Annotated in this window: 13 protein-coding genes, 1 tRNA gene, 3 rRNA genes and 1 pseudogene; 16 read left to right on the top strand and 2 right to left on the bottom strand. The window is 40.0% G+C overall.

Features of this window, described 5'->3' with window-relative positions; translation table 11 throughout:
* The first annotated feature begins 12 nt into the window (after positions 1–12).
* Positions 13–723, top strand: a complete 711-nt coding sequence (locus EDX97_RS04355; RefSeq protein ID WP_128519948.1) for an AAC(3) family N-acetyltransferase — start codon at positions 13–15, stop codon at positions 721–723.
* On the opposite strand, the gene EDX97_RS04350 is transcribed toward EDX97_RS04355, so the two are convergent.
* Positions 684–1,145: a GAF domain-containing protein gene (locus tag EDX97_RS04350; protein ID WP_128519947.1), complete on the bottom strand. Its 462-nt coding sequence runs from the start codon at positions 1,143–1,145 to the stop codon at positions 684–686. The genes EDX97_RS04355 and EDX97_RS04350 overlap by 40 nt on opposite strands.
* 285 nt (positions 1,146–1,430) lie before the next feature.
* Between EDX97_RS04350 and EDX97_RS04345 the strand changes: the two genes are divergently transcribed.
* The 13 genes from EDX97_RS04345 to EDX97_RS04290 all read left to right on the top strand — a co-directional run bounded on the left by EDX97_RS04345 (position 1,431) and on the right by EDX97_RS04290 (position 16,580).
* A 16S ribosomal RNA gene (locus EDX97_RS04345) occupies positions 1,431–2,969 on the top strand.
* A gap of 204 nt (positions 2,970–3,173) precedes the next feature.
* Positions 3,174–6,054 (top strand): 23S ribosomal RNA (locus tag EDX97_RS04340).
* Positions 6,055–6,103: 49 nt separating this feature from the next.
* A 5S ribosomal RNA gene (gene rrf, locus EDX97_RS04335) occupies positions 6,104–6,217 on the top strand.
* The 16S, 23S and 5S rRNA genes sit together here, the layout of an rRNA operon.
* 218 nt (positions 6,218–6,435) lie before the next feature.
* Positions 6,436–7,065, top strand: coding sequence for an ABC transporter ATP-binding protein (locus tag EDX97_RS12150; protein WP_338076162.1), 630 nt, complete (start codon positions 6,436–6,438; stop codon positions 7,063–7,065).
* Positions 7,066–7,293: 228 nt separating this feature from the next.
* Positions 7,294–7,965: an ABC transporter ATP-binding protein gene (locus EDX97_RS12145; RefSeq protein WP_338076161.1), complete on the top strand. Its 672-nt coding sequence runs from the start codon at positions 7,294–7,296 to the stop codon at positions 7,963–7,965.
* A gap of 59 nt (positions 7,966–8,024) precedes the next feature.
* Positions 8,025–10,121: a type I pullulanase gene (gene pulA, locus EDX97_RS04325; protein ID WP_245977990.1), complete on the top strand. Its 2,097-nt coding sequence runs from the start codon at positions 8,025–8,027 to the stop codon at positions 10,119–10,121.
* Between the two features lie 56 nt (positions 10,122–10,177).
* The gene (locus tag EDX97_RS04320; RefSeq protein ID WP_128519946.1) at positions 10,178–11,689 is read left to right on the top strand and encodes an IMP dehydrogenase; all 1,512 of its coding nucleotides are present in this window, start codon (positions 10,178–10,180) and stop codon (positions 11,687–11,689) included.
* 54 nt (positions 11,690–11,743) lie between these two features.
* Positions 11,744–12,880 (top strand): anaerobic ribonucleoside-triphosphate reductase activating protein, encoded by a 1,137-nt coding sequence (locus EDX97_RS04315; RefSeq protein ID WP_128519945.1) that lies wholly within the window; start codon positions 11,744–11,746, stop codon positions 12,878–12,880.
* Complete coding sequence (locus tag EDX97_RS04310; RefSeq protein WP_128519944.1) at positions 12,877–14,895, top strand: ribonucleoside triphosphate reductase; 2,019 nt, start codon at positions 12,877–12,879, stop codon at positions 14,893–14,895. The genes EDX97_RS04315 and EDX97_RS04310 overlap by 4 nt, the downstream gene beginning before the upstream one ends.
* Positions 14,896–14,934: 39 nt before the next feature.
* The gene (locus tag EDX97_RS04305) at positions 14,935–15,183 is read left to right on the top strand and encodes a hypothetical protein (protein WP_148039801.1); all 249 of its coding nucleotides are present in this window, start codon (positions 14,935–14,937) and stop codon (positions 15,181–15,183) included.
* Positions 15,184–15,300: 117 nt separating this feature from the next.
* Entirely contained in the window at positions 15,301–16,212 is a 912-nt protein-coding gene (locus EDX97_RS04300) for an SPFH domain-containing protein (protein WP_128519942.1), read from the top strand.
* Positions 16,209–16,430 carry a hypothetical protein gene (locus EDX97_RS04295; protein ID WP_128519941.1) on the top strand — a complete coding sequence of 74 codons (222 nt, stop codon included), beginning with the start codon at positions 16,209–16,211 and terminating at the stop codon, positions 16,428–16,430. Before EDX97_RS04300 ends, EDX97_RS04295 begins: the two co-directional genes overlap by 4 nt.
* 67 nt (positions 16,431–16,497) lie before the next feature.
* Positions 16,498–16,580, top strand: a tRNA-Leu gene (locus tag EDX97_RS04290).
* Between the two features lie 135 nt (positions 16,581–16,715).
* On the opposite strand, the pseudogene EDX97_RS04285 reads toward EDX97_RS04290, so the two are convergent.
* Positions 16,716–17,282: pseudogene (locus tag EDX97_RS04285) on the bottom strand (IS3 family transposase); the annotation flags it as partial.
* Between the two features lie 116 nt (positions 17,283–17,398).
* Between EDX97_RS04285 and EDX97_RS04280 the strand changes: the two are divergent.
* Positions 17,399–18,862: a Mu transposase domain-containing protein gene (locus EDX97_RS04280; RefSeq protein ID WP_183164213.1), complete on the top strand. Its 1,464-nt coding sequence runs from the start codon at positions 17,399–17,401 to the stop codon at positions 18,860–18,862.
* Positions 18,852–19,610 (top strand): IS21-like element helper ATPase IstB, encoded by a 759-nt coding sequence (istB, locus tag EDX97_RS04275; protein WP_128519353.1) that lies wholly within the window; start codon positions 18,852–18,854, stop codon positions 19,608–19,610. Before EDX97_RS04280 ends, istB begins: the two co-directional genes overlap by 11 nt.
* Positions 19,611–19,815: the final 205 nt, after the last annotated feature.

Here is a 19,815-nt window from a genome sequence, read left to right as displayed (position 1 = left end):
TAAGATATTCTCATGCAAACGAAGAAAAATATGATCGATATTTATCATCAAATAGGCATTCAAAAAGGTTCAATTGTATGTTTACAAGTGAATATGAATGCCATCCATAGTATTTTAGGTCAAGCACAAACCTGTATTGAATCCCTAATGGAAGTAGTGACAAATTCTGGATGTATCATCGTTCCGACTTTTGATACTTCAAGTTTAGATCCTAGCTGCTTAGATGGAATTGATTATGAAAAATGGAAACCACTACGCAAAGAAGAACCGGGTTATCGTCGCCGATTAACGGGTTGCGATGCATTTGGAATTCAATTTTTACGCAATCCCAAAGTACGACGTTCTAAACATCCCAGCTATAGTTTTGCGTATTGGGGAAATTATGACGAATCTCGCTTAGAAGCAAAGCCGGATTTTCCTGTTTCTTTTAATCAAGCGCTTTGGCCTATGCAAAATGAAAACGCAATGAATGTTTTGATTGGATACGACGAAACGAAAAGTGTACTACCCTACGCAATCGCAAAAAAGCAGAATATAGGAACGTGGATGGTTCAAAGAGCCAAAGTCGGAATGAGTGATCCTCCGGTATTTGAAACATTTATGAGTCTTTCTTTAGAAAAAAAAGAACAAGCGAAATGTTTAGAAGCTTGTTCCATTCATCGATATATGTTTGATGATGTTGCTTATACGTGTTTACATCTAGATAATTCATCTGTGAAATAAACGGCAACCCTTTCCATTGTTGACTGTATCTCTTTGGAGAAATACGAAAGATGAAGAGAATCAAGATCTAAAACGCCAAGTAGTTGATCGTCATGAATTAAGGGAATAACTAGTTCAGAATTGGTATTGGAATCACAAGCGATATGGCCGGTAAATGTATGAACATCATCTACGCATAGCACATGCTTTTCTTTCGCACATGTACCGACGACACCATGACCATAAGGTATGCGTGTACAGGCAACTTTTCCTTGGAATGGACCAAGGGTTAATGAGGAATGTTTATCGGTATAGTCATAAATACCCACCCAGTTGATATCGTATGTATAAAAAATAACGGCTAATAAATTTGAAATGTTGCTAATAGGTGGTAATGTGGGGTCAATGATGGATTGACATTGCTGTAATAAAATTTTGTTCATAAAAACATATTATCATAAAATTGGAATTTTTTTTAAAAAAGTACTTGTCAAAAGGGAAGAAATATGATTAAATTAAAAAGCGCTTGAGAGAGCGACGATTTTTGAAAACTGAACAGGAAACCAAGAAACACGTCAATTTCGAAAAGGAAAAAAAGATGTCAGAGACATCGTAGAGCTAAATCAAATGAAGAGTTTGNGACGATTTTTGAAAACTGAACAGGAAACCAAGAAACACGTCAATTTCGAAAAGGAAAAAAAGATGTCAGAGACATCGTAGAGCTAAATCAAATGAAGAGTTTGATCCTGGCTCAGGATGAACGCTGGCGGCATGCCTAATACATGCAAGTCGAACGGAGAAGGAAGGTGCTTGCATCTTCCGGATCAGTGGCGAACGGGTGAGTAACACGTAGGTAACCTGCCCATGTACCCGGGACAACGGTTGGAAACGACTGCTAAAACCGGATAGGCATATGGAAGGCATCTTCGATATGTTAAAGGGGCCACGGCCCTGGACATGGATGGACCTGCGGTGCATTAGCCAGTTGGTGAGGTAACGGCCCACCAAGGCGACGATGCATAGCCGACCTGAGAGGGCGAACGGCCACATTGGGACTGAGACACGGCCCAAACTCCTACGGGAGGCAGCAGTAGGGAATTTTCGTCAATGGGGGGAACCCTGAACGAGCAATGCCGCGTGAGTGAAGACGGTCTTCGGATTGTAAAGCTCTGTTGCGAGAGAAAAAGGACAGGAAGAGGGAATGCTTCCGGTTTGATGGTATCTCGCCAGAAAGTCACGGCTAACTACGTGCCAGCAGCCGCGGTAATACGTAGGTGGCGAGCGTTATCCGGAATGATTGGGCGTAAAGGGTACGTAGGCGGCCAGATAAGTCTGGTGTGAAAGGCTGCAGCTCAACTGCAGCACTGCACTGGAAACTGTCCGGCTGGAGTGCAGAAGAGGGCGATGGAACTCCATGTGTAGCGGTAAAATGCGTAGATATATGGAAGAACACCGGTGGCGAAGGCGGTCGCCTGGTCTGCAACTGACGCTGAAGTACGAAAGCGTGGGGAGCAAATAGGATTAGATACCCTAGTAGTCCACGCCGTAAACGATGAGAACTAGGTGTTGGGGGAATAACTCAGTGCCGCAGTCAACGCAATAAGTTCTCCGCCTGGGGAGTATGCACGCAAGTGTGAAACTCAAAGGAATTGACGGGGGCCCGCACAAGCGGTGGAGTATGTGGTTTAATTCGAAGCAACGCGAAGAACCTTACCAGGCCTTGACATCCCCTGCAAAGATGCAGAGATGTATCGGAGGCTATCAGGGAGACAGGTGGTGCATGGTTGTCGTCAGCTCGTGTCGTGAGATGTTGGGTTAAGTCCCGCAACGAGCGCAACCCTTGTGATATGTTACCAGTATCAAGTTAGGGACTCATATCAGACTGCCGGTGACAAACCGGAGGAAGGTGGGGATGACGTCAAATCATCATGCCCCTTATGGCCTGGGCCACACACGTACTACAATGGCGGATACAGAGGGCAGCGACAGGGCGACCTGGAGCGAATCCCGAAAAGTCCGTCCCAGTTCGGATTGGAGTCTGCAACCCGACTCCATGAAGTTGGAATCGCTAGTAATCGCGAATCAGCATGTCGCGGTGAATACGTTCTCGGGCCTTGTACACACCGCCCGTCAAACCATGGGAGTCAGTAATACCCGAAGCCGGTGGCATAACCTTAGGGAGTGAGCCGTCGAAGGTAGGACCGATGACTGGGGTTAAGTCGTAACAAGGTATCCCTACGGGAACGTGGGGATGGATCACCTCCTTTCTAAGGAGAAAGCAAGTGTACAGAGAGATGTGCGAAAAGGATTCCTGATCAGTTTTGAGAGATCGGAAGATTTCTCAGAGATGATCTTTGAAAATCGAACAACGAAGAAGACAACAGAAGGTCTATAACGTTTAGTGAAGAAGATTTCATAAACAGTAGTAGAACAGTTCTGAAGAATCTCGAAGAAAACACGAAGAGAACCAAGATCAAGCAAGGAAGGGCGTACGGCGAATGCCTGGCCACTCAATACTGAAGAAGGACGTGCCAAACTGCGAAAAGCGACGGGGAGCTGTTAGGGAGCGAAGATCCATCGATATCCGAATGGGGGAACCCGGCCGATAGAAGATCGGTCATCATATTCTGAATCCATAGGGATATGAGAGGTACGCGGGGAACTGAAACATCTAAGTACCCGCAGGAGAAGAAAATAAGAATGATTCCCTGAGTAGCGGCGAGCGAAAGGGGACCAGCCCAAACCGTCCCGAGGGACGGGGTTGAAGGACTGCCAAAGACGAATGGAGCATAGTGGAACGCGATTGGAAGCGCGGCCGAAGAGGGTGCAAGCCCCGTAGACGACATGCGAAAGGAAGCGGGCAGGATCCTGAGTACGGCGAGACACGAGGAATCTTGTCGGAAGCAGGCGGGACCATCCGCCAAGGCTAAATATAGTTGAGTGAGCGATAGTGGACCAGTACCGTGAGGGAAAGGTGAAAAGAACCGCGGGAGCGGAGTGAAAGAGAACCTGAAACCGTATGCCTACAAGAAGTCAGAGCCCGTTGAAGGGTGATGGCGTGCCTTTTGTAGAATGAACCGGCGAGTTGCGATGAGATGCGAGGTTAAGCGGGAAAACGCGGAGCCGCAGCGAAAGCGAGTCTGAATAGGGCGGAAGTAGAACATCGCAGACCCGAAACCGGGTGATCTAGCCATGAGCAGGTTGAAGTTCAGGTGAAACTGAATGGAGGACCGAACCGACCATCGTTGAAAAGCTGGCGGATGACTTGTGGCTAGGGGAGAAATTCCAATCGAACCCGGAGATAGCTGGTTCTCCCCGAAATAGCTTTAGGGCTAGCGTCGTGAAGAACCTGATCGGAGGTAGAGCACTGAATGAGTGATGGCCCCATCCCGGGGTACTGAACTCAATCAAACTCCGAATGCCGAACAGGATGCACGGCAGTCAGACCGTGAGTGATAAAGTCCATGGTCAAGAGGGAAACAGCCCAGATCGCCAGTTAAGGTCCCAAAATTCCGGCCAAGTGGAAAAGGAAGTGGGGATGCACAGACAACTAGGAGGTTGGCTCAGAAGCAGCCATCCTTGAAAGAGTGCGTAACAGCTCACTAGTCGAGTGACCCTGCGCCGAAAATGTACCGGGGCTAAGCCGGATACCGAAACTGCGGATATCGTAAAGATGTGGTAGGGGAGCGTTGCATGCAGGAAGAAGCCGTACCGAGAGGAGCGGTGGACCGCATGGAAGCGAGAATGCCGGTGTGAGTAGCGAGATGAAGGTGAGAATCCTTCACACCGAAAGCCCAAGGATTCCAGGGGAAGGTTCGTCCGCCCTGGGTAAGTCGGGACCTAACGCGAGGCCGAAAGGCGTAGCGGATGGAAAGCAGGCAGATATTCCTGCACCCGGATGTAGAGCGAAGGAGTGACGGAGACGGGAAGCATGACCCTCTTAACGGATTGAGGGCGAAGCGAGGTAGCGGATGACCAGGCAAATCCGGTCATCGGAACGTGAAGACGTGACAGGGAAGCGAAAGAGCGATCGAGTAGCGAAGACATGCGGACCGGCTTCCAGGAAAAGCTTCTAGCAATGTATGTCCGGCCCGTACCAAAACCGACACAGGTGGGCAGGGAGAGTATCCCGAGGTGAGCGAGAGAACTGTTGCCAAGGAACTCGGCAAAATGACTCCGTAAGTTAGCGAGAAGGAGTGCTCGAAAGAGCCGCAGTGAAGAGGCCCAAGCGACTGTTTAACTAAAACACAGCTCTCTGCGAAGCCGCAAGGCGAAGTATAGAGGGTGACACCTGCCCGGTGCTGGAAGGTTAAGAGGATCTGTGAATCGAAAGAGGAAGCAGTGAGTTGAAGCCCCAGTGAACGGCGGCCGTAACTATAACGGTCCTAAGGTAGCGAAATTCCTTGTCAGGTAAGTTCTGACCCGCACGAAAGGTGTAACGATTTGGGCGCTGTCTCGGCAGCAGACTCGGTGAAATCTTAGTACCTGTGAAAATGCAGGTTACCCGCAACTAGACGGAAAGACCCCATGGAGCTTTACTGCAGCTTGATATTGAACTTTGGTCGTAGACGTACAGGATAGGTGGGAGACAGAGAGACGTGTTCGCCAGAATACGAGGAGTCGCCGGTGGGATACCACTCTTGTGCGATCGGAGTTCTAACCCAGGTCCCTGAGCGGGACCGGGGACCGTGTCAGGCAGGCAGTTTGACTGGGGCGGTCGCCTCCCAAAGAGTAACGGAGGCGCCCAAAGGTACGCTCAGATTGGATGGAAACCAATCGTCGAGTGCAAATGCAGAAGCGTGCTTGACTGTGAGACAAACAGGTCGAACAGGGACGAAAGTCGGGATTAGTGATCCGGCGGTGCCGAATGGAAGGGCCGTCGCTCAACGGATAAAAGCTACCCTGGGGATAACAGGCTGATCTCGCCCAAGAGTTCACATCGACGGCGAGGTTTGGCACCTCGATGTCGGCTCATCGCATCCTGGAGCTGGATTCGGTTCCAAGGGTTGGGCTGTCCGCCCATTAAAGCGGTACGCGAGCTGGGTTCAGAACGTCGTGAGACAGTTCGGTCCCTATCTGTTGTGGGCGTTGGAGATCTGAGGAGAGCTGTCCTCAGTACGAGAGGACCGGGATGGACCTGCCGCTGGTGCACCGGTTGTTCCGCCAGGAGCACAGCCGGGTAGCTAAGCAGGGAAAGGATAAGCGCTGAAAGCATCTAAGCACGAAGCCTACTCCAAGATGAGATCTCCCAAGAAGTAAGACCCCTTAAAGACGATAAGGTAGATAGGCCAGGGATGGAAGTACAGCGATGTACGGAGTTGACTGGTACTAATCGGTCGAGGACTTGATCTGAGAAGAGTCGGAAGCGTTGTTCGATTTTGAGAGAGCATCTCTCAAAGGATCCGGTAGCGATAGCGGAGTGGATACACCTGTTGACATCCCGAACACAGAAGTTAAGCACTCCCGCGGCGAAGATAGTTGGGCCTGCCCCTGCGAACATAGCACGCTGCCGGGTCCTTTTTTTTATTTGTGAAGGTTTTATGTCAATTCTTCGATTATTTATTACTACCAACCCTATAAGAAAGTTTTTTTCTTTGACTTATTTTGTGCAGCCATCATTAGTCTTGTTGATTTAGCCTTTCCACAAATCTTACGTCAATTAACAAATACTTTATTTACACAATCTAAAGAGATGATTCTTCACACTTTACCTTTTTTGGCTATTCTTTTTTAATTGGTTATATTATTCAATCTTTATGTTTTTATTATGTCAGTTGCCAAGGGCATATAATGGGAGCGCAAATGGAAAGAGATATGCGTAAAGATCTATTTGATCAATATGAACGTCTTTCCTTTTCATTTTATGATCAACATAATACAGGAAATATGATAAGCCGATTGGTCAGTGATTTATTTGATATTTCAGAAATAGCACATCATGGACCTGAAAATCTGTTCATATCATTAATTAAAATTGTTGGATCATTTATTTTCTTATTTATGATGCAATGGAAATTGGCACTCATACTACTTATCATTGTCATTGTGATGTTGATTGTTTCTTATCATCAAAATCAACATATGCAAGAAACTTTCCTAGATAACCGTAGAAAAATTGGTTCTATTAATGAAACCTTAGAGGATAGTTTAGGCGGAATCCGTATTGTACAAGCTTTTACAAATGAAGCAATAGAAAGAGACAAATTTGAGAAAGGGAACGAAGCTTTTCTACTTTCAAAAAAAGATAATTACCATGCGATGGGATCTTTTCAGAGTATGATCACATTCTTTATTGGTCTAATGTATGTAGTCACTATGATCATGGGTGGGTATTTTATAGCACAAAGAGAAATGCAACCATAAGATTTAGCTATCTATGCCATTTATATCGGCATATTTGTAAGTCTTATACAGATATTAGTCGAGCTTACCGAAATGTTATAAAAAGGGTTTTCTGGATTTCGTCGTTTTTATGAAATTTTACAGATTCAACCCGAGATTTTTGACCAAAAGAATGCATTACCTTTAGAAAACCCATATGCGGATATACAATTCAATCATGTTTCATTTCATTATGAAGCAGAAAACCAAGTGCTAAAAGATATTCATTTTACTATCCCACATGGAAAATCGATTGCGTTAGTTGGTCCGAGCGGTGGGGGCAAGACAACGATTTGTTCTTTGATTCCACGGTTTTATGATGTCACGAAGGGAAAAATCGAAATCGGACAACAAAATATTAAAGATGTCCAATTAAAATCGTTACGACAAGCCATTGGTATTGTGCAACAAGATGTATATTTGTTTGCAGGTACCATTCGTGAGAACATTCTATATGGAAATCCAAAAGCAACCGAAGAAGAGATGATAGAAGCTGCAAAAAAAGCACATATTCATTCATTTATTTGTTCTTTACCAAAAGGTTATTATACATATGTAGGTCAAAGAGGGACACGATTATCGGGTGGGCAAAAACAAAGAATTTCGATTACACGTATTTTTTTGAAAAACCCTCCCATATTAATTCTAGACGAAGCAACCAGTGCTTTAGATAATGAGAGCGAACATTATATTCAGGAAAGTTTAGATCATTTATCCAAAAATCGAACCACATTAGTGATTGCTCATCGATTATCAACCATTAAAAATGCAGATCTTATTTTGGTGATTGAAAATGGTAAGATAACAGAGACGGGTACCCATCAACAATTGCTTCAAAATAGAAAGACCTATGCGCACTATGTAGCTTTGGATAATGCATAGAATTATAGAATAGATTTAATATTAGTGATAGAATAAAATAAGGAAAAGAGGCAAATTTTATGCGAATGCGAACCAATTTTGAGGCTTACTTTGATGACTTTGACTGTATCAACGTATTTATGTCAAAAAATTTTTATAATGGAAATAGTTCTATTTTTCATTTGAAAGATACACATGATCGAATCATTCCATTAACCATACGCTATCGTTCAGAACTCTATAATGGCTACGTCCATTATGATTTATCTTTAAATGCTTCTTCGATTCAAATGGGTGAGGAATATACTATTTATGATGAACATTGCCGTACAGCAATAGTAAAATATGGACACATCGTAAAAACAGTAAAATTTAATGATACTTATACATATCGTGGAAAAGACTTAGGTTTACACTATACACCAACGTGTTCTACTTTTAAATTATGGTCACCAACGGCTTATTCCATCTTATTGTTTTTAAATCATGATGGAAACGAAGAAGTCTATTCGATGAAACGAAATGCCAAGGGACTGTATGAAGTCAGTGTTCATAAAAATTGTTTAAGTGATCCCTATTACTTTTTGGTTCGTGTCAATGGAAGTTGGCGAAAAATTGTGGATCCTTATACGAGTTTTAGCGGACCCAACTCGAAATATTCGGTAGTGATGGATATGAGTCTTTTGGATCTTCCAGAAAAAGTGAAAATGCCTCCGTTACACAATAATTGTGATGCGATCGTATATGAAGCGAGTATTCGAGATATGACTTCTATGCCCGATATTGGAGTCAGTTATCCAAAAAAGTTTCAGGGATTTACGCAAGAAAACGAGACTACGAAAGAAAAATGTACGGGATTTAGTTATTTGCGTTCCTTAGGCATCACACATGTTCAATTGATGCCTGTCTTTGATTTTGGTTCCGTCGATGAAGTATATCCAAATATCTTTTATAACTGGGGATACGACCCCGTGCAATTTCGTTGTTTAGAGGGTAGCTATGACATCAATCCCATAGATGCTACGAGCCGAGTGAAAGCTTTTGCACAATTAGTGGCAAATTGCCATAAAGCTGGTATTCGTGTCAACTTGGATTTAGTTTTTAATCATGTGTATGATAAAGAAACATTTTCTTTAGAAAATCTGGTTCCGAATTATTACTTTTTAATGAATCGAGAAGGAGCTTTTTCAAATGGTTCTTTTTGTGGCAATGATTATGATTCACAAGCACCCATGGCTCGCGAATATCTAGTTGAAACCTGTCGACGTATCGTGGAATGGTTTGATGTGGATGGTTTCCGTTTCGATTTGATGGGAATTTTAGATATCAACGTCATGAATGAGATTGCATCTGTGTGTAAGAAAATCAAACCCGATTTTATGATCTATGGAGAAGGTTGGAATATGCCAAGCTTTGTTTCAGAAGATCTTCGTGCCACGCAAAAAAACCAGCATAAAATGCCGCATATTGGTCATTTTTCAGATAGTTTTCGTAATGTTGTACGAGGTTCGGATGGACAATTGACACAAAAAGGATTTTCAAGTGGGGATACATCTATGATTTATTCCATGATGGATCGTATGAGTGCTTCAGGAAATACATATGATTCCCCTGAAAAAGTCATTAATTATGTGGAATGTCATGATAATCATACTTTATGGGATAAAAATCAAATTTGTTGCAGTGATGAAAATAAAGAAATCCGTAAAAAACGACAAGTATTAGCTACTGCCATGGTATTATTATCGCAAGGTGTACCATTTATTCATTCAGGACAGGAATTCTGCCGAACCAAACAAGGACTTGGTAACTCCTATAATCGATCGGATAATTATAATAAAATCGATTATGATCGTCGTAATTTGTTTCAGGATGTTGTCAATCAAACCAAAACATTGATTCAAATTCGTAAAGATCATCCTTGTTTCCGTTTGTCAACAGTAGAGAAAACACGTGAAAATACTCGTTTCCAAACGATTGAAGATGATGTTCTCATTTATGAATGTAATGATAAAGAAGATAGTTGTATCTCTTTTTTCAATCCAACCGGAAAGACTTATCATTATGTTGTCTCAGATGATGTACAGATTTTGTTTGACAATGGAAACGATAATAAAAATGTGACAAGAGAGATAACGATTGCTCCTTATGCCGTTGTTGTTGGAGAATACCAATAAAATTTGCAAAGCAAAATAAAATTGCATATAATCATTTCAATACAAAGGAGAGAAATATGGCAAAATTTTTTGAAGAACCATCAAGAACTTTTAATGAATATTTATTAGTACCAGGATACACGGGTGAGAATTGTACACCGGATCGTGTAAGTTTAAAGACCCCATTGGTTAAATTTAAAAAAGGCGAAGAGCCAGCCATTTCAATGAATATTCCTATGGTTTCAGCTATTATGCAAGCTGTCAGTGGTGAAAAATTAGCTTGTGCCTTAGCACAAGAAGGTGGCATTAGTTTTATTTATGGATCTCAAACAATAGAATCCCAAGCGGCTATGGTTCGTCGTGTAAAAGCAACGAAAGCTGGATTTGTAGGTTCTGATTCCAATGTTTCACCAGAAGATACATTGGCTGATGTTTTAGCATTAAAAAAAGAAACAGGACATGCTACGATGGCAGTTACGGAGAATGGTGAAGCCAATGGCAAATTACTTGGTATTGTAACCAGCCGTGATTATCGAATTAGTCGGATGGATCCTTCAGAAAAAGTGAAGAATTTTATGACTCCATTTGATAAATTAATTGTTGGTGATGAAGATATTTCTTTATCAGAAGCCAACGATATCATTTGGGATCATAAATTAAATCAATTGCCTATCGTCGATAAAGACCAGAAATTAGTTGCGTTCGTATTTAGAAAAGATTATGAAAGTCATAAAGATCATCCATTAGAACTATTGGATGACAAAAAAAGATACATTGTAGGAGCTGGTATCAATACACGTGATTATGAGCAGCGTGTACCAGCCTTAGTAGAAGCAGGAGCTGATGTATTGTGTATTGATTCTAGTGAGGGATTTAGTGCATGGCAAGCTAATACGATCAAATGGATTCGTGATCACTATGGAGATTCAGTCAAAGTCGGAGCCGGTAATGTTGTCGATGAAGAAGGATTCCGCTTCTTAGCTGAAGCTGGTGCTGATTTTGTGAAAATTGGTATTGGTGGTGGTTCCATCTGTATCACTCGTGAACAAAAAGGAATTGGACGAGGACAGGCAACGGCTACATTAGATGTAGCACGAGCTCGTGATAAATATTTTGAAGAAACAGGTATTTATGTACCAATTTGTAGTGATGGCGGTATTGTTTATGATTATCACATTACTTTAGCGTTAGCATTTGGTGCTGATTTTGTGATGTTAGGTCGTTACTTTGCTCGTTTTGATGAAGCACCAAACAAATTGGTTACTGTCAACGGCAATTACATGAAAGAATATTGGGGCGAAGGTTCTGCTCGTGCCCGGAACTGGCAACGTTATGATATGGGTGGCGATAAGAAGATGGCTTTCGTAGAAGGTGTAGATTCGTATATTCCATATGCCGGTTCATTGAAAGATAATGTCCAAATCACATTATCAAAAGTTCGTCATACGATGTGCAACTGTGGATGCTTAACCATCCCAGAATTACAGAAAAATGCAAAAATCACTTTGGTTTCACAAACAAGTATTGTTGAAGGTGGAGCTCACGATGTTGTTGTTCGTGATGAGCATTTTGATGCCAAAGAAAAATAAGGATTTTGAAGATGGGTATGTTATATCCATCTTTTTATATGGTAGAATTCAACTATGGATCAACAAACGAATTTATTAATGAATATCAGTGTATTGTATCGCAGTACACAAAAATATTATGATCGAAATTTACAAGATTTACATTTGACCTACGCACAAATACCCATCTTGATCATGATTTATGAAAATGAAGGTATTTCTATGCGAGATATTTCCCAAATAGGTGTTTATGATAAAGGAACCATATCAAAAAGTGTTAAACACTTAGAGCAGCAAGGATTTATTTGTGTTCGATCATCAAAAGTAGATAAACGAAATAAAGAGTTATACACATCGGATTTTGCGAAACAATCCATGGCACAAGTGTATTCCATTCGAAGAGATTGGTGGCAACATTTAATGCAAGGAATTGATGATGTTTCTTTTCGACAGTTTTTACCATCTTATGATCGAATGGCAAATAATGCGAAAGAATATGCAGAGTCTATTGCATCGCAATTGCCGTTTTTTCATTGGCAGAAAGTTTCATTAACACACTATCCACATAAATTAAGTACGGTCTTATATACTGCCGGAAGCAATTTTCGTTGTCCATTTGATCGATATCCTGAATTGATTTTTATCCAAGAGGGTATGAAAGAATTATCGCGCCAAGAAATCATTGAATACTTAGAGAATCGAAGGAATGTTTTAGAGGCTGTTTGTATTGAAGGTGGCGAACCAATGATGGATCCACGCTTATCTGATTTTCTTGCGTTGATTAAATCCATGGGCTATTTCGTAAAAGTTACAACGAATGGATCCTTTCCAGATCGATTGGAAACATTAATCCAAAAAAAATGTATTGATTTTGTGAGTTTAGATATCAAAAATAGTCCAGGCCAATATGCGAAATCCATTGGGATGGAACATTTTGATATCCAACCAATTGAAAAGACCCTGAATATACTTCGAAAAGATTTCATTGATTACCAAATTGAGTTATATCTAAACCAAGAATATCACACCATGGCTTCGTTAAAATCATTAGCCAAATGGCTTTCTGGTATGAAAAAAATTGTTCTTCATACCGATATTGAAAGTTTACCAACCGTTAGTAAACAACTACATAATTTTAATCCGATTCAAATAGATAAAATTGTCCAATTATTTCAAGAACAAAAACTAGAAGTGGAGGTACAAGCTAAATGATCCAAGTGATTAAACGTGACAATAGTGTGGTTGCTTTTGATATTCATAAAATCGAAGCAGCCATTCAAAAGGCTTTTGCCTCATTAAATAAAGAAACAGATGATTCCATTATTGAACTATTAAGTTTACGAGTGACAAGCGAATTTTCAGAACAAATCAAAGATGGGAAGATTCCCGTTGAACAGATTCAAGATTGTGTGGAATATGTTTTATCCGTAACAGGATATGCCGATGTTGCGAAGGCTTATATCCTCTATCGAAAACAACGAGAAAATGTGAGAGAATTCCAAAAAGTATCACAAGTTCATAAGAAAATAATGGATGCTTATTTACATGTTGACAAAACATTACCAAATGATGATCGATTGTCGACATACTCCATTGGAGGATTGATCCTTTCCAATTCTGGTGCCATTACCAAAAACTATTGGACCCATTTCATATATGATGAACAAATTGTACAAGCCCATGAACAAGGTGATATTTATATTCATGATTTGGATATGTTGACAGGAGATAGTTGTGGTTGGTCCATTCGTCCATTATTAGAACATGGTTTAAGTGGTTTGGATCATAAAATTGATTCGCGGCCACCAAAACATTTATTTTCAGCCTGTAATCAATTGATCAATTTTTTAGGTATCTTGCAAAATGAATGGGCAGGTGCCCAATGCATTCCGAGTTTTGATACATATTTAGCTCCCTTTGTGAAAGTGGATCATTTGGATGAAAAAAATATCCAGCAATGTATAGAAACCTTTATCTATGGGGTCAATATACCTGCTCGATGGGGTTCACAAGCACCATTTTCTACAATCTCTTTTGATTGGACAGTACCAGAAGACTTGAAGAATCAAAAAGTCTTGATTGGTGGGGTCAAACAAAACTTTGTTTATGGGGACTGTCTTGCGGAAATGAAAATGATTCAAAAAGCTTTCTTTAAAACCTTATTGGAAGCTGACCAATCGGGACGCAGTTTTCCTTTTCCAATCCCAAACATTAATATAAAAGAAGATTTTGATTGGCAAGATGATGATTTAAATGCATTGTTGTTTGAAGTAGCTGCTAAATATGGAAGTCCGTATTTTGCCCATCATTCTCGTTATGAACGAGAAACGATGACGGATTATCATCGATTGTATGAAAAGCCAAGTGGTTTTTTTGGATATGGAGAAAATCAAGGGTCTATTGGTATGGTCACCATCAATATGCCACGGTTAACACATCAATCGAAAAATGAGCAAGATTTCTTTGAAAAATTGGATAAATTAATGGATTTGGTTGCTCGTACGTTAGATGTCAAAAGACAAATTCTCAATCAATTCTTACAAGCAGGTTTATATCCATATACACGACATTATTTGAACTCTTTTGATACTTGTTTTGGTACTTTTGGTGTTATTGGTATGAATGAAGCTTGTGAAATGGCAAACTGGATTCAATCCGATTTAGGAAATGAACAGGCACAAGATTTTGTAGTAAAGGTATTGACCCATATGAAAAATCGATTATATCTTTACCAAGAAAAATACCATTCCTTTTTTAATTTGGAAGCAACTCCAGGAGAAAGAGTATCGTATGAATTGGTACAGAAAGATCGTGAATGGTTGCCCGATAACGCAAAGAGTTACTATACAAATTCAGCTAATTTACCAGTGAATTATACCGATGATGTATTTGAGGCTTTAACGATTCAACAACGATTCTTACCGTTATTTACAGGTGGTGCAGCTTTTCATGTTTATATTCCTGAACGAATTGTTCATTGGCAAGATTGCATGCATTTAGTTCATCAAATGATTGATCACTATCTGGTTCCTTATTTTACGATTTCACCTACTTATTCTATTTGTAACAAGGATGGGTATATTCCTGGTTCGAATTCGGTTTGTCCTGTATGTAATGAAAAAGTGGAAGTTTGGGCACGTATGGCCGGATATTATCAGCCCATACAATATTGGAATGAATCGAAAAGACAAGAATTTATAGAAAGACAAGATTATCAATTGGCCTAATGTGTATAGCTTGCATGAAAAGGAGATAGAAATTATAATATGAGTATGACAGAGGATGAATTGATGAAAGAATTGGCTGGGCCAATTATTGAGAAATTAAAAGAAGTCGATAAAGAAATGGGAGACCAAAATATGTCAGAGGTTCCTCAGGTTCATTTTGTACGAAATCATTTGCAATTACCTACTGAAATTGATGGTTTTGAGATCACTGATGAATTTTTAGAGAAATTGGAACAATATATCCAAGATGAATTGGAATCTTTCCATAAGCCTTCTGTTTTACATTAAATCTAAGATTTTAAACGCAGAGCAATCTGCGTTTTTTTAATAAGTAATAAAGCATCATTTGATATTCATTTTACAAATATCTTGGTATCATATAAGTAGAACTTAAAGGAGAATTATATGTTATTTATTACACTTTTAGTGATTTTGATTATCCTAATGACGCTTATGATTCGAGTCGTACCACAAGGAAGTTCTTATGTTGTGCAACGATTGGGCCGTTACTATACAACATGGGATTCTGGACCACATATCAAAGTTCCATTGATTGATCAAGTGGCTCGAAAAGTACTTTTGAAAGAACAAGTAGCTGATTTTGCTCCACAACCAGTAATCACAAAAGATAATGTGACGATGCAAATCGATAGTGTTGTTTATTTTAAAATCACAAATCCTCAATTGTATGCATATGGGGTAGAAAATCCCATCATGGCTATGGAAAATTTAACAGCAACCACATTGCGAAATATCATAGGTGATATGGAATTGGATGCGACATTGACTAGTCGCGAAGCTATCAATTCCCAGATGTTGCAGATTATTGATTTAGCCACTGATCCCTGGGGAATCAAAGTAACGCGTGTTGAATTAAAAAACATCCAGCCACCAACAGCCATTCGTGAAGCCATGGAAAAACAAATGAAAGCCGAACGTGAAAAACGTGCAGCCATCTTAACAGCTGAAGGTGAAAAACAATCCATGATCTTGGAAGCGGAAGGTCATAATCAATCGGCATTATTAAATGCAGAAGCCGAAAAACAAGCTATGATTTTACGGGCTGAAGCGGAGAAAGAAAAAGAAATCAAAGAGGCAGAAGGTCGAGCAGAAGCTATTCGTAAAGTGCAAGAAGCTACGGCTGAATCCATCAAAAAAATTAGAGAAGCCGGTGCAGATGAAGCAGTCATTAAATTGAAAAGTTTAGATACCTTAGCGAAAATGTCTGATGGACAAGCAACGAAAATCATTATTCCATCGGATATTCAAAATCTTGTTGGTTTGATTGAAGGCGTGAAAGAGGGAACACAATCATGATTGCTGGAATCATTGTCCTTATTGTTATTATTTGTATTATTGTAAAACAACAAATCAAGCATCCACATAAACCAAAACAAGATGTTACTTGTGAAAAAGAATATGGACATGATCATAAGGAACAACCGGATCGTTATATTGTACATGATGAGCCAGAACAAGGTTATGTGATTTTAAATGGTGTAAAACGTCGTATTGAAGATTGCAAAGATTTATAAGAAATAGGTCAATTGACCTATTTCTTACTTGATTTTTATAATTGTATAGTATATACTAACTAAGCATGCGGGTGTGGTGAAACTGGCAGACACGATAGACTTAGGATCTATTGCTCACGCGTGCAGGTTCGAGTCCTGTCACCCGCACCATAGACTAAAAAAGGAGCTGTAACGAGTAATCGTTAATCAGCTCATCAAAAAAAGGACCGATGGTTTTGAACTGTTGTTCATCGCCATCGGCCTTTTTGGGTTGGGGGTGCGGACAAATTCTTGGACCTTGTTATTTCAAATTAGTCCCAGACTTTGCCTGTACTCCATAGGGCTCAAATAGCCCAACGATGCCTTTATTCTTTTGGTATTGTACCATATGATATAATCATTGATAATCTCTACAAACGTTTCAATTGTTACACCAACAAAATTTCGGCCATAAAACATCTCATTCTTCATCCTGCCAAAGAATCCTTCACATGCCGAATTATCCGGTGAGCAACCTTTCTTAGACATGCTTCTGGTATATCCATACTTATTCATTCTATTAATCCATCCAGGCCATCGGTAATGACACCCCCGATCGCTATGAACTATTGGTTTCTCATCTTCTTTTAGCTTAGAATGATAATCATCCAACATGCTATTGACCAAATCTGCATTAGGGTTGGTACTTACGGTCCAACTTGGTATCATTCCATCAAAACAGTCTACTATTGGTGAAAGATATACTTTTCCTGCAGGTATTGAGAATTCTGTGATATCTGTCAGCACCCTTTCATTGGGTTTTTCTGAATGAAAATCTCTATTGATAATATTCTCTGCCGCTTCACTTATTTCTCCTTGATAGGAGCTATACTTTGTATATTGTAATTTAAAACTGATCAATTTTTGGACAAATCGCAATTCAAAATTGACCAGTTTTTTTATTATGCTTCTTTATGGTTTTTATAATCAAAAGGAGGCAAAAAAAGGAGATGAAAACCATTATGCAAAAGTATGAAATTATTCGGTTAAAGAAAGAGGGGTGGAGCGATAACCGGATATCCAAAACATTTGGTGTTTCCAGAAATACGATTCGAAAGTACTGGAAATCCTATTGCAGTAATTTGGATGAATTGCTGAAACTGGATCCAAATGTGGATACACGGAAAGTTATTGAAACTTTAATTGATGATCCTTCCTATGATTCATCAAAACGGACTGCTAGAAAGTATTCTGAAGAAATGGATATTCAATTGCGCAAGATTCTTGCCGATGAAGAAAACAAGACCAGACTACTGGGACCGGGTCATAAACAGGCCTTGAATGACAGACAGATCTACCAGCTGTTGATCAATCAGGGATTTGATATTGGTGAAACAACGATACGAAAACGGCTGCGAGTCATTAGAGATGAAAAAAAAGAAGCTTTTATTAAACAGAAATATGATTACTGTGACCGATTTGAATACGATTTTGGCGAAGTAAGACTGATTATCGATGGCAGGAATATAAAAGGATACCTGGCCGTCCTGGTCTGTCCTGCATCCGGATTTCGCTGGGCCTATCTGTATCGCAATTCGAAGATGGATGTCTTCCTGGATTCACATGTACGTTTCTTCGAGATGCTTGGTGGATCATTCAAGGAAGGTGTCTATGACAATATGAAGAATGTGGTCGCCCGTTTTATTGGAAAAAATGAAAAGCAACTGAATGAACAGCTTATAAAGCTGGCACTCTATTATGATTTCACCATCAATGTGACCAACTGTTTCAGCGGCAATGAAAAAGGGACCGTTGAAAGTGCTGTCAAATGGATACGAAATAAAGTATTCGCTTATAAATATGCGTTTGATACATTTGAGAATGCATGTGACTATCTGCAGGAAAAACTGGTTGAGATCAATAAGAATTCGAATATCGAAGAAGAAAAGAAACATCTTAAACCATACCGGCCAAGATATGAGACGGCCCGTATCACAAAAAACAGAGTGGATAAATATTCATTTGTTCATATCGACAATAACTGTTATTCCGTTCCGGAGGATCTGTGTCAAAAATGGGTGATCGCAAAGCTGTATCCAAATGATCTGATCATCATGTATAAGCAGGAGATCGTTGCACGGCATGCCCGTATTGCCGGGAAAGGAAAAACGCGCATAGACATTCGGCACTATCTACACACGTTTTCCCGAAAACCTGGTTCGCTCTCGAATTCTCTGGCATTGAAGAGCGAACCTGAACTAAAAAATATGTTCAATAAATATTATAAAGAAAAACCCAAAGTATTTATAGAAATACTTAGAAGATATTCCGACAGTGATCTGAAAACATTGCTCGAAGCACTTGAACCCAGACAACAGGAGGCAAAGATACAGCAGGCTGTCGATGATAAGACGATGGAACAGATCAACGAATTATGTGAAATGTTCATTGGAGGAAATCAATATGTCCATTAAAGAATCAGCATATATACTACGTCTTCCATTCATTCGTAACAATTATGAAGAATGTGCCAAAGAGGCACGATTAAAAGACATGAGCTTTGAAGATTTTTTGGAAGAACTGTTAAAAAATGAAGTGGAGCTCCGAACCAGAAACAGCATAAAAACGAGGATAAGACGGGCAAAGTTTCCCTATCAGATGATCTTGCAGGATTATCAAAGAGAACATCTCAGCATAGAGATCCGACAAAAAATTCACGAACTGGAGACGCTTGAATTCATCGACAATAAGCAGAATATCATATTGATTGGCAATCCGGGAACAGGCAAAACAGCACTGAGCATCGCATTGGGAACAGAAGCATGTCAGCAGGGCAAGAAAGTATTGTTTGTAAGCATACCGACCCTATTGATAGAACTGAAAGAAGCGATGAATCAAAATCAAATAACGATGTACAAAAGAAAATTTGAAAGCTATGACCTGGTCATACTGGACGAGCTGGGGTACTGCACATTCGACCAAGAACGAGGAGAGATATTGTTCAATCTGTTATCCAGCCGAAATGAAAAAGGAGCCATGATCATCACATCCAATCTGACATTTGATCGGTGGAATGAAGTTTTTAAAGACCAGGTATTAACGGGAGCAATCATTGACAGACTGGCATACATGTCTTACCTGATTGACATGTCTGGAGATAGTTATAGAACTCTGGCAACAAAGAATTGGAATACAAAAAATGGTTCAACCACCAATCAATAGCTATTAAAGTATTCAGAAAAAATCGAAGATATTCATCCTGAAATATGATGAAATATCTTCGATTCGAGAGTGAGTAGTTGATCAGTTTTCAATTGCGAAGTTGGTCAGTTTTCAGTTGACAAATACATACTTCTTAGGGTTTGTCAAGAAAAGTGTGTATTTAATATTTTATGATCGATTTTAATAAGTTCTAAATCTTGTTTTG

It is taken from the genome of Absicoccus porci (genome assembly GCF_003725415.1).
GTDB classification, from domain to species: Bacteria; Bacillota_I; Bacilli_A; order Erysipelotrichales; family Erysipelotrichaceae; genus Absicoccus; species Absicoccus porci.
This window is presented reverse-complemented; position numbering and strand designations above follow the sequence as displayed.

Coding starts and splice junctions, on each gene's coding strand:
- EDX97_RS04315 (WP_128519945.1), top strand. CDS start 11,744: ATGGATCAACAAACGAATTTATTAATGAATATCAGTGTATTGTATCGC.
- EDX97_RS04305 (WP_148039801.1), top strand. CDS start 14,935: ATGAGTATGACAGAGGATGAATTGATGAAAGAATTGGCTGGGCCAATT.
- EDX97_RS04350 (WP_128519947.1), bottom strand. CDS start 1,145: ATGAACAAAATTTTATTACAGCAATGTCAATCCATCATTGACCCCACA.
- EDX97_RS04280 (WP_183164213.1), top strand. CDS start 17,399: ATGAAAACCATTATGCAAAAGTATGAAATTATTCGGTTAAAGAAAGAG.
- EDX97_RS04320 (WP_128519946.1), top strand. CDS start 10,178: ATGGCAAAATTTTTTGAAGAACCATCAAGAACTTTTAATGAATATTTA.
- EDX97_RS04300 (WP_128519942.1), top strand. CDS start 15,301: ATGTTATTTATTACACTTTTAGTGATTTTGATTATCCTAATGACGCTT.
- pulA (WP_245977990.1), top strand. CDS start 8,025: ATGCGAATGCGAACCAATTTTGAGGCTTACTTTGATGACTTTGACTGT.
- EDX97_RS04310 (WP_128519944.1), top strand. CDS start 12,877: ATGATCCAAGTGATTAAACGTGACAATAGTGTGGTTGCTTTTGATATT.
- EDX97_RS04355 (WP_128519948.1), top strand. CDS start 13: ATGCAAACGAAGAAAAATATGATCGATATTTATCATCAAATAGGCATT.
- EDX97_RS04295 (WP_128519941.1), top strand. CDS start 16,209: ATGATTGCTGGAATCATTGTCCTTATTGTTATTATTTGTATTATTGTA.
- istB (WP_128519353.1), top strand. CDS start 18,852: ATGTCCATTAAAGAATCAGCATATATACTACGTCTTCCATTCATTCGT.